Here is a 14,922-nt window from a genome sequence, read left to right on the forward strand (position 1 = left end):
GCCTTTGATGTGAGTATTTTTAGATGGCAAAAGGTTTGTTTTCCTGGCTGGGTTTCGGCCGCAAGAAAGAAGAGGCTGAGGCTGTCCAACCACAGACACCCCAAGCCACCCCCGTTACCGTTGAGCCCGAGGTCACTGCTACCCCCGCTCCCGTTTCCGATATAACTGTTTCCGATAGTACGCCGGCTGTTGCCCCCGAAGTGCCTGCCAGCGCACAGAATCCCGTTTTGCAAGATGATTGCTGCCTGCCGACCGAGCTGGACGACCACGGCCCGCTGGTGGTGGAGGAGTGTGCCTCCGATCTGGAGCCGGTGATCGTCAACGAAGCGCTGATCGCCGAAGAGGAGCGTGCCGCTGACGCCGCTCGCACTGCCGCAGAGGCGCAAGCCGCTGAGGTCAAGGCAGCCGAAGAGGCTCGCATTGCTGCCGAAGCCCGCGCCGCAGAAGAGGCCCGCATCGCCGCCGAAGCTCGTGCTGCGGAAGAAGCTCGAATCGCTGCCGAAGCCCGCGCTGCGGAAGAAGCTCGCATTGCTGCCGAGGCCCGCGCTGCGGAAGAGGCTCGTATCGCCGCCGAGGCTCGCACCGCAGAAGAGGCTCGCATTGCTGCAGAAGCCCGCGCCGCGGAAGAATCTCGCATTGCCGCCGAAGCCCGCGCTGCGGAAGAGGCTCGAATCGCTGCCGAAGCCCGCGCTGCGGAAGAGGCGCGTGTTGCCGCCGAAGCTCGCGCTGCGGAGGAGGCTCGCATCGTTGCCGAAGCTCAGGCTGCGGAAGAAGCCCGTATCGCCAAAGAGGCCCAGCGAGCGGAAGATATGCGCCTGGTCGCCGCGATGGAGGCTGAGGCTGCTGCCTTGGTCGCTCTGCCGCTGGCCGCCAAGGTGGACGATGACACCCAGGACAAGCCGCAGCGGGAGGGCTTCTTTGCTCGCCTCAAGCGCAGTCTGGTGCGCACCAAGGAGAATATCGGATCCGGTTTCTTCGGCCTGTTCCGTGGCAAGAAGATCGATGATGAGCTGTTTGAAGAGCTGGAGACCCAGCTGTTGACAGCCGATCTCGGCGTCGACACCACCACCCGCATCATCGAGGGACTGGTGCAGCACGCGGATCGCAAGCAGTTGAAGGATGCCGAGGTGCTCTACGGTTTGCTTAAGCAGGACATGGGCGAGATGCTGGCCAAAGTCGAGCAGCCGCTGGTGATCGACACCAGCAAGAAGCCTTACGTGATCCTGATGGTCGGCGTTAATGGCGTCGGCAAGACCACCACCATCGGCAAGCTGGCCAAGCAGTTCCAGGCTGAAGGCAAGAGTGTGATGCTGGCAGCTGGCGATACCTTCCGCGCCGCTGCGGTCGAGCAGCTGCAGGTGTGGGGTCAGCGCAACAACATTCCGGTGATTGCCCAGCATACCGGTGCCGACTCCGCTTCCGTCATTTATGACGCCATCGAGGCTGCTCGTTCCCGCGGGGCTGATGTGCTGATCGCCGATACTGCCGGCCGCCTGCAGAACAAGAGCAACCTGATGGAGGAGCTCAAGAAGGTAGTGCGGGTGATGAAGAAGCTGGATGAAGAGGCACCCCACGAGATCATGTTGACTCTGGATGCTGGAACCGGCCAGAACGCCCTGAGCCAGGCCAAGCTGTTCAGCGAGGCGGTAGGCCTGACCGGCATCACCCTGACCAAGCTGGATGGCACGGCCAAAGGCGGTGTCATCTTCGCGGTGGCCGACAAGTTCCAGATCCCGATCCGCTATATCGGGGTGGGCGAGGGGATCGATGATTTGCGTCCCTTTGTCGCCAATGACTTTATCGAGGCCCTGTTTAGTCGCGATGAGTAAACACCCCATGCCCCGACTTCGGTCGGGGTTTGTCAATGTCAGGGAACCGTTATGATTCGTTTTGACAAGGTCAGCAAGGTATACAGCGGCGGTCATCAGGCGCTGCAGAAGGTCAGCTTTCACCTGCGCAAGGGAGAGATGGCCTTTCTGACCGGACACTCGGGAGCGGGCAAGAGTACCCTCCTCAAACTGATCAGCGTGATGGAGCGACCGACCGATGGTCGCGTCTTCTTTCATGGCGACGATGTCAGCCATATCCAGCGTAGCCAGATCCCCTATGTGCGCCGCCAGATCGGGATGATCTTCCAGGATCACCGGCTGTTGATGGATCGCACTGTGTTTGACAACGTGGCGCTGCCGCTGGTGATCGATGGCTACAGCCACGCCGATATCAACAAGCGCGTGGCGGCGGCGCTGGACAAGGTGGGGCTGCTAGGCAAGGAGCGTTACCAGCCGCGGATGCTCTCCGGTGGTGAACAGCAGCGGGTAGGAATCGCCCGTGCCATCGTCAACAAGCCGCCGCTGCTGCTGGCGGATGAACCGACCGGCAACCTGGACCCCCAGCTCTCCATGGATATCATGCGGCTATTTCAGGAGTTCAACAATTTTGGGGTCTCTGTACTGATTGCTACCCACGATCTGGGGCTGATCGCCCGCATGCGCTATCGCACTCTAACCCTCAAGGCGGGTCGCATGTATTCGGCCGGGGAGGAGCTCTGATGGCTATTGTTCGTCATAAACAACCACCGCTGCGTCGTCTGATGATGTACGGGGTTGACCACGTGCGGCAGGCGTTTGCCAGTCTCGGGGAGCTGTGGCGAAATCCGCTCGCCTCCCTGATGACGCTGGCGGTGCTCGGTGTCAGTCTGGCGTTGCCCTCCTGCTTCCACGTATTGTTGAAAAACGCCGAGGTGGTGGAGGGGAGCTGGCAGAACAGCTCCCAGATCTCCCTTTACCTACGCAAGGATCTGCCGGAGCAGAGCATTCTCGATCTGCAGCACAGGATCCTGCTTTATCCCGAGGTGGATTCGGTCACCTACCTGAGCCGTGACGATGCGTTGCGGGAGTTTCGCGAGATCTCCGGCTTCGGCGATGCTCTCGACTACCTCGACAGCAACCCGCTGCCGCCAGTGTTGAGCGTCATTCCGGATCCGCGCTGGCAGAATCCGGAAGGGGCCGCCGAGTTGCTCGGCAAGCTAAACAATGAGGATGGGGTCGAGCAGGGCAAGCTGGATCTGCAGTGGCTGACTCGCCTGCAGGGGATCATGAACCTGCTGCGCCACACCATTACCGGCATCGCGGTGCTGCTGCTCTCCGCCGTGCTGCTGATCGTCGGCAATACCCTGCGTCTCAACATCCTCAACCAGCGCTCAGAGATTGAGGTGCTCAAGCTGGTGGGGGCAACTGATGCCTTCATCCATCGCCCTTTCCTCTATACCGGCATCTGGTTCGGGGTGATTGGTGGCATGTTGGCCTGGTGGTTGACCGAGGTGATGGTAATCTGGAGCGAAGGGGTAGTTAAGGAGCTTGCGGGCTTGTATAACAGTAACTTCCGGTTGGTTGGCATGGGTCTGGTGGACGGGGTGAACCTGATCCTGCTGGGGGCTCTGCTGGGGCTGATCGCATCATGGTTTTCAGTTCATCGTCACATTCGCGATATAGAGCCATCCTGATTAATTTATTATCAAAGTAAATCGCTGGATTTTGAGAGGTGGATCAAGTAAAAGAAGGTCCGTTTCTGGCTTGACCCCCTTAGTCAGAGTATTCTGAATTAAATAAGATCTCTCGGATCTTTTATGGATCCACGGAACCTTCTGATTTATAAGCAGTCTATTAGGCTGAAGCATTTATACGAGTGTGGCCCCTCTGCCTTGCTCGTCAGACTTGGCAAGCATGTGAAGGTTGCGAGCTCCGCAACAATGGACTTAGCATGCTACTTTTCGGGGGTCCTTCATTGTGACCCCTTTTTTTTGACTGTTCATTCATGATTCATCCTGCAGGCATAAGATAAGCCGGTCTAAAGCTGGACATGTTCTTTGATAGACGCCGCAGAATGACATCAGGTCAGTAGACAGACCCAATCTGGGTGTTAGACTGATTCGATTGAAAAGTAAGAGGTAACAGATGGGAACTTCATTGCAGCGCACTATGGCTTTGATTCCGCAAGGTAGTTTGGAAGGCTATATCCAGGCAGTCAACTCGATTCCGGTGCTGAGCGCAGAGGAAGAGCGTGAGCTGGCTGAGCGTTTGCAGCAGGATGGCGACCTTGAGGCTGCTCGTCAGCTGGTCATGTCGCACCTGCGCTTTGTCGTTCATGTCGCCAAAAGTTATGCCGGTTACGGTCTGCCCCAGGCCGACCTGGTGCAGGAAGGCAACATCGGCCTGATGAAGGCGGTCAAGCGCTTCGACCCGAGTGTCGGCGTGCGCCTGGTCTCCTTTGCCGTGCACTGGATCAAGGCCGAAATCCACGAATATGTTCTGCGCAACTGGCGCATGGTCAAGGTGGCGACCACCAAGGCCCAGCGCAAGCTCTTCTTCAACCTGCGCAAATCCAAAAAACGTCTGGGCTGGCTGAACCACGAAGAGGTTCAGGCAGTGGCGGCCGATCTAGGCGTTTCTGCCGCTGACGTGACCGAGATGGAAGCGCGCATGAGCAACTATGATCAAGCCTTCGACTTGGTCGGTGATGATGACGAAGAGGGTGGTTTCGCACCGGTCCACTATCTGGAGGACAAATCCTCCGATCTGGCTGCGACCATCGAGAACGACAACTGGGACGACCATGCGACCCGTCGCCTGAGCTCGGCTCTGGCTACTTTGGACGAGCGCAGCCAGCACATCATCCGAGCCCGCTGGCTCGACGATGAGAGCAAGACCACTCTGCAGGAGCTGGCCGATACCTACGGCGTTTCTGCCGAGCGAGTGCGCCAGCTTGAGAAGAATGCGCTCAAGAAGCTGAAAGATGCCATGGAAGCCTGATGCTTCCTCTCATAAAAACAGGGCCTAATGGCCCTGTTTTTGTTTTGCAGGGGGCTGGTCGGCCTTGCCTTGGTTACCCTTGTGTATGGTATGTTGCCGCCACTGCCACTGTAGGGAGAGCAGATAGTGAAACTGTTGAACGACCTGTTTACCAACAACCGCGAGTGGGCGGAGCAGATCAAGGCCGAGGATCCCGAATTCTTTGCTACCCTCTCTGCCCAGCAGGCCCCCGAATACCTCTGGATTGGCTGCTCCGACAGCCGGGTCCCTGCCAACCAGCTGATGGGGTTGCTGCCGGGGGATGTGTTTGTCCACCGCAACGTCGCCAACCTGGTGGTACACACCGACTTCAACTGCCTCTCGGTGCTGCAATATGCGGTCGAGGTGCTCAAGGTGAAGCACATCATCGTCTGCGGCCACTACGGCTGCGGCGGCGTCAAGGCGGCGATGCAGAACCAAGAGCTGGGGCTCATCGACAACTGGCTGCGCAACATCAAGGATGTCTACTTCAAGTATCGCGAGCAGCTGGATGCCATCGAGGATGAGCACGAGCGCTTCGACTACCTGTGCGAGCTGAACGTGGCCGAGCAGGTCGCCAACGTCTGCCACACCACCATCATCCAGAATGCCTGGCGCAAGGGGCAGGAGCTGGCGGTACACGGCTGGATCTACGGCATCAAGGACGGTCTGCTGCATGACCTTGATCTTTGTATCAGCGGGCCGGATCAGATCCCCGACGTCTACCGCGCCTGGCCGGATATGCGTCCGCCCCACCGCCGTCGCTGAGGAGCATCCCGTTGGCACCGGCCCTCTATATGCAAATCAAGCAGCACATCCTGGACGGGATCCGCGAACGCCACTATCAGGCGGGCGACCGGATCCCGACCGAGGCCGCCCTGTGCGAGCAGTTCGCCGTGAGCCGGATGACGGTCAACAAGGCGCTGCGCGAACTGGTGGCCGAGGGGTGGCTGGTGCGCACCGCCGGTTCCGGCAGCTTCGTGGCGGACAGGCGCACCGAGTCGTCGCTGCTGGCCATTCGCAACATCGCCGACGAGATCGCCGAACGGGGCAGCGAGTACAGCGGCCGGGTGATCCGGCTGCAACGCCAGGCTGCCGACGAGAAGGTGGCGGTGCAGCTGGGCTTGCGGGTCGGCGCTCCCATCTTCCACAGTCTCATCGTCCATCAGGCCGATGGCGAGCCGCTGCAGCTGGAAGAGCGCTTCGTCGATGCCGAGCGGTTGCCACAGTACGGTGAGCAGGACTTTGCCAGCCAGACCCCCAACCGCTATCTGATGGAGGTCTGCCCCCTCTCCGAGATGGAGCACGTGGTAGAGGCGGTGCTGCCGAGCGCCGGCGAGGCCGGCTTGTTGCAGGTGCGGGTCGACACCCCCTGCCTGCTGTTGCATCGGCGTACCTGGTCCGACGGTTATCTGGTCTCCTATGCCCGTTTGCTGTCGCCTGGCTCCCGTTACAAGTTGAGCTCCAAGACCAGCCTTAGTTAATTGTATATACATATCATTTTTGAAAAAGCCCGCCTCTGGCGGGCTTTTTTGTGTTTAAGCTCTAATGAACACGATGTTATCAAGATGTGAACTTGATCCTTTCTTTCCCGTCAGAGATCGGATATAAGTTAATGTATATACATTTAGAGGTCGGTATGAACAAGGAACTGTTGAACTACGAGAGGGTCTGGCTCAACGTGACACCCGCCACCCTGCGCTCCGATCTGGTCGACTACGGTCTGCTGGAGCCCCATGCCCTCGGCGTTCACGAGGGGCGGATCCACGCCCTGGTGCCGATGCAGGATCTCAAGGGCCCCTATCCCGCCCATTGGCAGGATATGAAGGGCAAGCTGGTCACTCCCGGCCTCATCGATTGCCACACTCACCTCATCTTCGCCGGCAGCCGCGCCGAAGAGTTCGAACTGCGCCAGAAGGGGGTGCCCTATGCGGAGATCGCCCGCAAGGGCGGCGGCATCATCAGCACGGTACGCGCCACCCGTGCCGCCAGCGAGGATCAGCTGTTCGAGCTGGCGCTGCCGAGGGTGAAATCCCTGATCCGGGAAGGGGTCACCACGGTGGAGATCAAGTCCGGTTACGGCCTCACCCTGGAAGACGAGCTCAAGATGCTGCGGGTCGCCCGCCGACTGGGGGAGGTGCTGCCGATCCGGGTCAAGACCACCCTGCTGGCAGCTCATGCGGTGCCGCCGGAGTATCGCGACGATCCCGACTCCTGGGTCGAGACCATCTGTCAGGAGATCATCCCGGCCGCCGCCGATGCGGGCCTGGCCGATGCGGTGGACGTTTTCTGTGAACACATCGGTTTTTCGTTGGCCCAGACCGAGCAGGTCTATCTGGCGGCGGATCAATACGGTCTGGCGGTGAAAGGGCACATGGATCAGCTCTCCAACCTGGGCGGCAGCACGCTGGCCGCCAACTTCGGCGCCCTCTCGGTAGATCACCTGGAGTACCTGGATCCGGAAGGGATCCAGGCGCTGGCCCATCGCGGCGTGGTCGCTACCCTGCTGCCCACCGCCTTCTACTTCCTCAAGGAGACCAAGCTGCCGCCGGTCGCCGCGCTGCGCAAGGCGGGGGTGCCGATGGCGGTCTCCTCCGACATCAACCCCGGCACGGCCCCCATCGTCTCGCTGCGGATGGCCATGAACATGGCTTGCACCCTGTTCGGCCTCACCCCGGTGGAGGCCATGGCCGGGGTGACCCGCCACGCCGCCCGGGCACTTGGCGAGCAGGAGCTGCTGGGACAGCTCAGGGTCGGCATGCTGGCGGACTTTCTGGTCTGGAACTGCGGCCATCCGGCCGAGCTCAGCTACCTCATCGGCGTCGATCAGCTGGTGAGCCGGGTGGTCAACGGCGAGGAGACGCTCCATGGATAAGTTCAACCCGGTCGACATGTCGGTCTGGCAGGGGCGCCAGGATCCGGAAGATGGCGAGCTGGCCCTGCGCTGGCACGACAAGGTACAACCCTGGCCACAAGCCGGCAGCGCCGCCCCGGGCGTAGCCTTGGTGGGCTTTGCCTGTGACGAGGGGGTGCGCCGCAACAAGGGGCGGGTAGGGGCCGCCGGTGCGCCGCTGGCGGTGCGCAAGCTGCTGGCCAACAGCGCCTGGCATCTGAGCCGACCCGTCTATGACAGCGGTGACGTGAACTGCGAGGATGGGGATCTCGATGCCGCCCACGGCCGTCTGGCCGAACGGGTGGCCCGCTTGCTGGACGAGGGGCACTTCCCGCTGGTATTGGGCGGTGGCCACGAGGTGGCCTTTGGCAGCTGGAGCGGCCTCAATCGTCATCTGGCTGGCCGTGGCCGGGTCGGCATTATCAACTTCGATGCCCACTTCGACCTGCGCATGAAGCTGGAGCAGGCGAGCTCCGGCACTCCCTTCTTCCAGATTGCCGAGCAGTGCGCCGCCCAGGGCACGCCCTTTACCTACGCCTGCCTCGGGGTGGCCGAGACCGCCAATACCCGGGCGCTGTTCGCGCGCGCCGAGGCGCTGGGAGTTTGGCACGTGCTGGACGAGGCGATGACGCCGGCCGAGCTACCGGTCTTGCTCAGCGGGCTGGATGCCTTCATCGCCCGCTGCGATCACCTCTATCTGACCATCGATCTCGACGTGCTGCCGGCAGTCGTGATGCCGGGAGTGAGCGCCCCCGCCGCCCGCGGCGTGGAGCTGGCGGTCATCGAACCCCTGATTGCCCATATCCGGGCCAGCGGCAAGCTGCTGCTCGCCGATCTGGCCGAATACAACCCGAGTCTGGATCAGGACAACCGCAGTGCCCGTGTGGCCGCGCGGCTGGTTCATCTGTTGACCCGTTAACCCTTTGGCCGCAGGTCGCCAAAGGCACCCTATTGATACAACAAGGAGTGTGTATGTCTGTGCAACAGCAGGATCCCCGTCATGATCCGAACCGCGTGATCCGTGCCCCGCGCGGCACCACGCTGACCGCCAAGAGCTGGCTCACCGAAGCGCCGCTGCGGATGCTGATGAACAACCTGGATCCCGAGGTGGCCGAGCATCCCCAGTCGCTGGTGGTGTATGGCGGCATCGGCCGCGCCGCCCGCAACTGGGCCTGCTTCGACAAGATCGTCGAGGTGTTGACCCGGCTGGAGGAGGATCAGACTCTGCTGGTGCAGTCCGGCAAGCCGGTCGGGGTGTTCCAGACCCACAAGGACGCACCGCGGGTGCTGATCGCCAACTCCAACCTGGTGCCGCACTGGGCCAACTGGGAGCACTTCAACGAGCTCGATAAAAAGGGCCTGATGATGTACGGCCAGATGACCGCCGGCTCCTGGATCTACATAGGTACTCAGGGGATCGTGCAGGGCACCTACGAAACCTTCTTCGCGGTGGCCAACCAGCACTTCAACGGCGAGCCCAAGGGGCGCTGGATCCTGACCGGCGGTCTGGGTGGCATGGGTGGCGCCCAGCCGCTGGCCGCTACCATGGCCGGCTTCTCGATGATCGCGGTGGAGTGCGACGAGACCCGCATCGATTTTCGTCTGCGTACCCGCTACGTGGACAAGAAGGCCCACAGCCTGGATGAGGCGCTGGCCATGATCGAAGAGGCCAAGCAGAGCGGCAGCGCCGTCTCCGTCGGCCTGCTCGGCAACGCCGCCGATGTGTTCGCCGAGCTGGTGGCCCGTGGCATCACCCCGGACGTGGTGACCGACCAGACCTCGGCTCATGACCCGGTGCACGGCTACCTGCCGCAGGGCTGGAGCGTGGCCCAGTGGCGCGCGCTGCAAAAATCCGCGCCCCAGGAAGTGAACCAGGCCGCTCGCCACTCCATGGCCCGTCAGGTCGAAGCCATGCTGACCCTGCAAGCCCGCGGTGCGGCCACGCTGGATTATGGCAACAACATTCGCCAGATGGCGCTGGAGGAGGGGGTGAAAAACGCCTTCGACTTCCCCGGCTTCGTCCCGGCCTACATTCGCCCGCTGTTCTGCGAGGGCATTGGCCCGTTCCGCTGGGTGGCGCTCTCCGGCGATCCGGAAGACATCTACAAGACCGACCAGAAGGTGAAGGAGTTGATCCCCGATGATCCTCACCTGCACAACTGGCTCGACATGGCTCGCGAGCGCATCGCCTTCCAGGGCCTGCCGGCGCGGATCTGCTGGGTCGGGGTCAAGGATCGGGTACGCCTCGGCCTGGCCTTCAACGAGATGGTCAAGAATGGCGAGCTGAAAGCCCCCATCGTCATCGGCCGCGATCACCTGGATTCCGGCTCGGTGGCGAGCCCGAACCGCGAGACCGAGTCGATGATGGATGGCTCCGATGCCGTCTCCGACTGGCCGCTGCTCAACGCCCTGCTCAACACTGCCAGCGGCGCGACCTGGGTCTCCCTGCACCACGGCGGCGGGGTCGGCATGGGCTTCTCCCAGCACTCCGGCGTGGTGATCGTCTGTGATGGCTCCAATGATGCCGCCAAGCGGGTCGGTCGGGTGCTGCGCAACGACCCGGCCACCGGGGTGATGCGTCACGCCGATGCCGGCTACGAGATTGCCATCAACTGCGCCCACGAGGCGAAACTGGATCTGCCGATGATTGACGGCGCCAACGGTGTCAAAGGAAAGGTGTAACACCATGTTTGAATTGACTATTACCCCGGGCGAGCTGGATCTTGCCACCCTGCGTCGCGTCAGCCGCGAGCCGGTACACATTTCACTGGATCCCGTCGCTCTGGCGGGGATCCACGCCTCCGCCGCCGTAGTCACCAAGGTGATCGAGCAAAACCGGGTGGTGTACGGCATCAACACCGGCTTTGGCTTGCTGGCCAACACCCGCATTCCGGTGGAGCAGCTGGACGAGTTGCAGCGCTCCATCGTGCTCTCTCATGCGGCAGGGATTGGCGAGTACATGAATGACGCCACCGTGCGGCTGATGATGGTGCTCAAGCTCAACTCGCTGGCGCGCGGCTTCTCCGGCATCCGGCTGGCGGTGCTTGAGGCCCTGATGACCCTCATCAACGCCGAAGTCTATCCGGTGGTACCGAAGAAGGGCTCCGTCGGTGCCTCCGGCGATCTGGCGCCGCTGGCTCATATGAGCTGTCTGCTGATCGGTGAAGGCAAGGCTCGCCACAAGGGCGAGCTGATCGACGCCGCCACTGCCCTGAAGATTGCCGGGCTGGAGCCCATCGCGCTAGCACCGAAAGAGGGGCTGGCGCTGCTCAACGGCACTCAGGCGAGCACCGCCTTCGCGCTGGAAGGGCTGTTCCACGCCGAGGATCTGTTTGCTGGTGCCATCACCATCGGCGCCATGAGCGTGGAGGCCGCCCTTGGCAGCCGCCGGCCGTTCGATGCCCGCATCCACGCGGTGCGCGGTCAGCGCGGCCAGATCGACACGGCCGCCTGCTACCGTCACCTGCTGGTGGATGGCAGCGAGATCGGCATGTCTCATCACAACTGCGAGAAAGTGCAGGATCCCTACTCCCTGCGCTGCCAGCCACAGGTGATGGGCGCCTGTCTGACCCAGATCCGCCAGGCAGCCGAGGTGCTGGTGTGCGAGGCCAACGCGGTCTCCGACAACCCGCTGGTGTTTGCCGAGGATGAAGACATCCTCTCCGGCGGCAACTTCCACGCAGAACCCGTGGCCTTCGCCGCCGACAACCTGGCGCTGGCCATCGCCGAGATCGGGTCACTGTCCGAGCGGCGCATGGCGCTGCTGATCGACTCGCGGATGTCCGGTCTGCCGGCGTTTCTGGTCAACAACGGCGGCGTCAACTCCGGCTTTATGATCGCTCAGGTCACCTCGGCGGCGCTCGCCTCCGAGAACAAGACGCTGGCCCATCCGGCCTCGGTGGACAGCCTGCCCACCTCCGCCAATCAGGAGGATCACGTCTCCATGGCCACCTTCGCCGGCCGTCGACTGGCGGACATGGCCGAGAACACCCGTGGCATTCTGGCGGTGGAACTGCTGGCGGCAGCGCAAGGGCTGGATTTTCGTGCTCCCCTGCGCAGCACCGAGCTCATCGAGCTGGCCAAGGGCCGGCTGCGGGAAGAGGTCAGCTTCTACGACAAGGACAGGTACTTCGCGCCGGACATCGAGGCGGCCGCCGCGCTGCTGGGCCGTGCCAGCTACAACGACCTGCTCCCGACCGGGGTGCTGCCGAGCCTCTAGGTGGCCATCCAGCCCATAACAAAAGACCGCCCAATCGGGCGGTCTTTGCGTTTCTGGTGTTGGTTGAACGCGGTTATTCGTGTTCGAACATCAGGAACAGATAGACCACGAACAGCACCAGGTGAGTGGCTCCGTGGAGCACATTGGTGCGGCCGCTGCTGAAGGTCACCTTGCACACCATCAAGGTCGTGACCAGCAGTACCATATCGGCGGGGGAGAGACCGAGGCGCACCTCCTGACCGAGCATGGAGCCGATAAAGAGCACGGCAGGCACGGTGAGGGCGATGGTGGCCAGCACAGAGCCGAAGTAAAGGTTCATGGCCCGCTGCAGCTGATTATTGAAGGCCGCCTTGATGGCGCCGACTGCTTCGGGTGCCAGCACGATACAGGCGACGATAAAGCCGCCCAGTGCTGGCGGAGCTGCCAGCACCTTGACCCCGTGGTTGATGGGGATGGCCAGGGTCTTGGCCAGCAGGATCACCACCAGCAGATAGGCGAGCAGCAACAGGGTGTGATAGAGGTTGCTCTGTAGCGGGCCGTGGTGCTCTTCGTAATCCTCATGATCGCTGTCGATGAAGAAGTGGCTGTGGCTGCGGGTCTGGATCAGCAGAAAGACCCCGTAGAGCAAGATCGAGATGATGATCAGCATCCATGACATCGGGTTAGACATGCTGCCGACCGTGCCGCCCCGGGTGAAGTTCGGCAGCACCAGACAGAGCAGGGCCAGCGGAATGATGGCCACCAGATAGGATTTGACCCCGTCCAGATTGAAGCTCTGGGTGTGGTAGCGCCAGCCGCCGAACAGCAGGGTGAAGCCCACCAGGCCGGTACTTACCAGCATCACCACCGCAAACATGGTGTCACGGGCCATGGTGGGGTTGGGCTCGCCGGTCAGCATCACCGAGGAGATCATCACCACTTCCAGCGAGATGACCGACAGGGTCAGGATCAGGGTGCCGAAGGGCTCGCCAAGCTTGATGGCGAGGGCATCCGAGTGGCGCACCACCGAAAAGATGGCCCAGGTGACGATAGCAAGCAGCATCGCCGAGACAGGAAGATAAATCCCGAGCGGAGTGGTCTCTGTCAGCAGGTCGCTGCCGAGCGTCTTGAAAAAGAGCAGGGTGAGCAGGCCAACGGGCAGGGCAATCTCTTGCCGGATAAATGTCGTCATAGGCAATGGTTCTCATCTCGGGGCGGCACTGGCCGACGGGGATTGATGGGAGGCACGCGTAAAGGTGCTCACGGTAGCCGAATGCTTATGATAAGCGCTCCATCCGGCCAGGGGCAGATCATTTTGTTTCTGAATGTAAACAGGTGGTTGAAGGCGATCAGCCTAGTGGCTCCAGAGGCTGCGTCAGTGCCAGCCAGCCTCTGTGGAAAAGGGAGCAAGCGGGTCAGTTGGGACGAGCTCTGCCGGACCTGTCTTGTGTAATATCAGTGTCAGCTCTCCTGCGAATATTGTGGGGGCCACGTTTGTTGCCAGATGGCAAGATCTGCCAGCGCCATTGGTCTGCCAAAGACGTAACCCTGGATCAGACAGACGCCGCGTTGTCGTAAATACTCAACCTGTTCCCGCGTATCAACCCCTTCTGCAATCATCTCCATGCCTGATTCCAGACCAAATGTGATGATGGCATCCAGCACACTGCGTTTGAGGTCGTTGGTGCCTATGGTGTCGACAAACATCTTGTCAATCTTGATTTGGCGAATGCCCAGCCGTTGCAAATAGGCAAACCCCCCGTAACCGGTGCCAAAGTCGTCCAGTTTGAAGTGATATCCCATTTGTTGCAGCAGGGTGATCTCGTCGGTGGCACTCTGAATATCGATGATCGGCTTGCGTTCAGTCAGCTCGAAGGTAAGGCGCTCGGGCGACGGATTGTGGTGTTCGCTCAACATGTTGCGCAGCAAGGGTTGTTCGATATGTGCGGCGACCAGGTTGACGCTGATCCACTGCTCTGGCGCCAACTGCGGCAGATCCGTGATCACTTGTTCCAACAACTGTCTGGTAATCGGCAGGATCAGTCCCTGATCTTCCGCATATTCGATAAAGGCGCTCGGGGGGATCAGCTCGTGTCCCCGTTGCCAGCGCAACAGAGCCTCAAAACCGGCCACCTGCCAGGTACGAATATCTACGATGGGTTGATAGAAGGGAATGAACTCCTGGCGCACCACTCCGGCCTGCAATAGCCCCTTGAGCGAGCGGCGATAGTTTCGCAGCGACCAATAGGCGGTCACCAGCAGTCCGCTCAGGATAGCACCGCACCAGAGTGCGATGCGTCTGACTTGCTCGCGAGCAAATTGATCGAGTGCGGAACCTGCCCAGATGGTTTGTCGGGTGAGTTTGTCCTGATCGAAGAAGCTCAGACTGCGGCTGCCTTCTTCGAGCTTGATTGCCTGGTTACCGCGCGGGAAGCGGGGGGTCATTGCCACGGGATCCCGCTGACTGAACTCCAGATAGAAACAGCCACTGCAGGGGAGTTGCAGCAGATCGTGGCTCCAGCTGTTATCGAGCACCCAGTAGGCAATGTTGCCGCCGCTTTGGTAGTAGGCAACCATCTCCTGCTCAGTATTGAAGCTGGCTGTTGTGGCGGTCAGTCCCAGTTTATCGGGAAGCTTTCCCTCCTGGTTGACATTTTTGATGAGCGAAATGCCTATACCCAGGCTTGAGCAGCTTTTCCCTGATGCCAGTTCCAACCCCTGCAGACGAATATGGGTGCTGTAAAAACGGGGATCCCGCAGCAACGCCATGTCGTTGGCACCACAATCGAAATCAAACTGTGCCAATTGCTCGTTCATGGCCTTGTCCAGGGTGTGATGGCGTATCGCCATGGCACGCTTTATCTCGGCCACCTTCTGCTCCATCAGGTGGTTGGCCATTGGTCTGGTAAGCCAGATGCCGACGGACTGGCTTGCCAGAATGGGCAAGACACATAGAAGAACAGTGATCCAGAGGGGGGAGATGCGTAACAAGGTAGTCCTGCCTG

Annotated in this window: 12 protein-coding genes; 10 read left to right on the top strand and 2 right to left on the bottom strand. The window is 61.1% G+C overall.

Annotated elements, in window-relative coordinates; all coding sequences use genetic code 11:
- Positions 1-23: 23 nt before the first annotated feature.
- The 10 genes from ftsY to hutH all read left to right on the top strand — a co-directional run bounded on the left by ftsY (position 24) and on the right by hutH (position 11,938).
- Complete coding sequence (gene ftsY / locus G5367_RS09450; protein WP_421244863.1) at positions 24-1,829, top strand: signal recognition particle-docking protein FtsY; 1,806 nt, start codon at positions 24-26, stop codon at positions 1,827-1,829.
- Positions 1,830-1,880: 51 nt separating this feature from the next.
- A complete protein-coding gene (gene ftsE / locus G5367_RS09455) occupies positions 1,881-2,549 on the top strand; it encodes a cell division ATP-binding protein FtsE (RefSeq protein ID WP_005339995.1) in 669 nt (222 codons plus the stop codon).
- Positions 2,549-3,502 (top strand): permease-like cell division protein FtsX, encoded by a 954-nt coding sequence (gene ftsX, locus G5367_RS09460; protein ID WP_005342860.1) that lies wholly within the window; start codon positions 2,549-2,551, stop codon positions 3,500-3,502. Before ftsE ends, ftsX begins: the two co-directional genes overlap by 1 nt.
- A 451-nt stretch (positions 3,503-3,953) precedes the next feature.
- Positions 3,954-4,808, top strand: a complete 855-nt coding sequence (gene rpoH, locus G5367_RS09465; RefSeq protein ID WP_005342862.1) for an RNA polymerase sigma factor RpoH — start codon at positions 3,954-3,956, stop codon at positions 4,806-4,808.
- A gap of 126 nt (positions 4,809-4,934) precedes the next feature.
- Positions 4,935-5,594, top strand: a complete 660-nt coding sequence (gene can, locus G5367_RS09470) for a carbonate dehydratase (protein WP_005342864.1) — start codon at positions 4,935-4,937, stop codon at positions 5,592-5,594.
- Between the two features lie 11 nt (positions 5,595-5,605).
- Positions 5,606-6,310, top strand: coding sequence for a histidine utilization repressor (gene hutC / locus G5367_RS09475; protein ID WP_421244861.1), 705 nt, complete (start codon positions 5,606-5,608; stop codon positions 6,308-6,310).
- 155 nt (positions 6,311-6,465) lie between these two features.
- Positions 6,466-7,701: an imidazolonepropionase gene (gene hutI / locus G5367_RS09480; protein WP_421244860.1), complete on the top strand. Its 1,236-nt coding sequence runs from the start codon at positions 6,466-6,468 to the stop codon at positions 7,699-7,701.
- Positions 7,694-8,638, top strand: coding sequence for a formimidoylglutamase (hutG, locus tag G5367_RS09485; protein ID WP_421244859.1), 945 nt, complete (start codon positions 7,694-7,696; stop codon positions 8,636-8,638). The genes hutI and hutG overlap by 8 nt, the downstream gene beginning before the upstream one ends.
- A gap of 53 nt (positions 8,639-8,691) precedes the next feature.
- A complete protein-coding gene (gene hutU / locus G5367_RS09490; protein WP_421244858.1) occupies positions 8,692-10,401 on the top strand; it encodes a urocanate hydratase in 1,710 nt (569 codons plus the stop codon).
- A gap of 4 nt (positions 10,402-10,405) precedes the next feature.
- Positions 10,406-11,938 carry a histidine ammonia-lyase gene (hutH, locus tag G5367_RS09495; protein WP_421244857.1) on the top strand — a complete coding sequence of 511 codons (1,533 nt, stop codon included), beginning with the start codon at positions 10,406-10,408 and terminating at the stop codon, positions 11,936-11,938.
- Between the two features lie 73 nt (positions 11,939-12,011).
- Here hutH and G5367_RS09500 read toward each other — a convergent pair whose 3' ends face one another.
- Together G5367_RS09500 and G5367_RS09505 are read right to left on the bottom strand one after the other, a co-directional pair.
- A complete protein-coding gene (locus G5367_RS09500; RefSeq protein ID WP_421244856.1) occupies positions 12,012-13,109 on the bottom strand; it encodes a calcium:proton antiporter in 1,098 nt (365 codons plus the stop codon).
- A 269-nt stretch (positions 13,110-13,378) separates the two neighbouring features.
- Positions 13,379-14,908: an EAL domain-containing protein gene (locus tag G5367_RS09505; RefSeq protein ID WP_421244855.1), complete on the bottom strand. Its 1,530-nt coding sequence runs from the start codon at positions 14,906-14,908 to the stop codon at positions 13,379-13,381.
- Positions 14,909-14,922: the final 14 nt, after the last annotated feature.

This window comes from Aeromonas sp. 604282 (assembly GCF_049170575.1).
Lineage (GTDB): Bacteria > Pseudomonadota > Gammaproteobacteria > Enterobacterales > Aeromonadaceae > Aeromonas > Aeromonas veronii_A.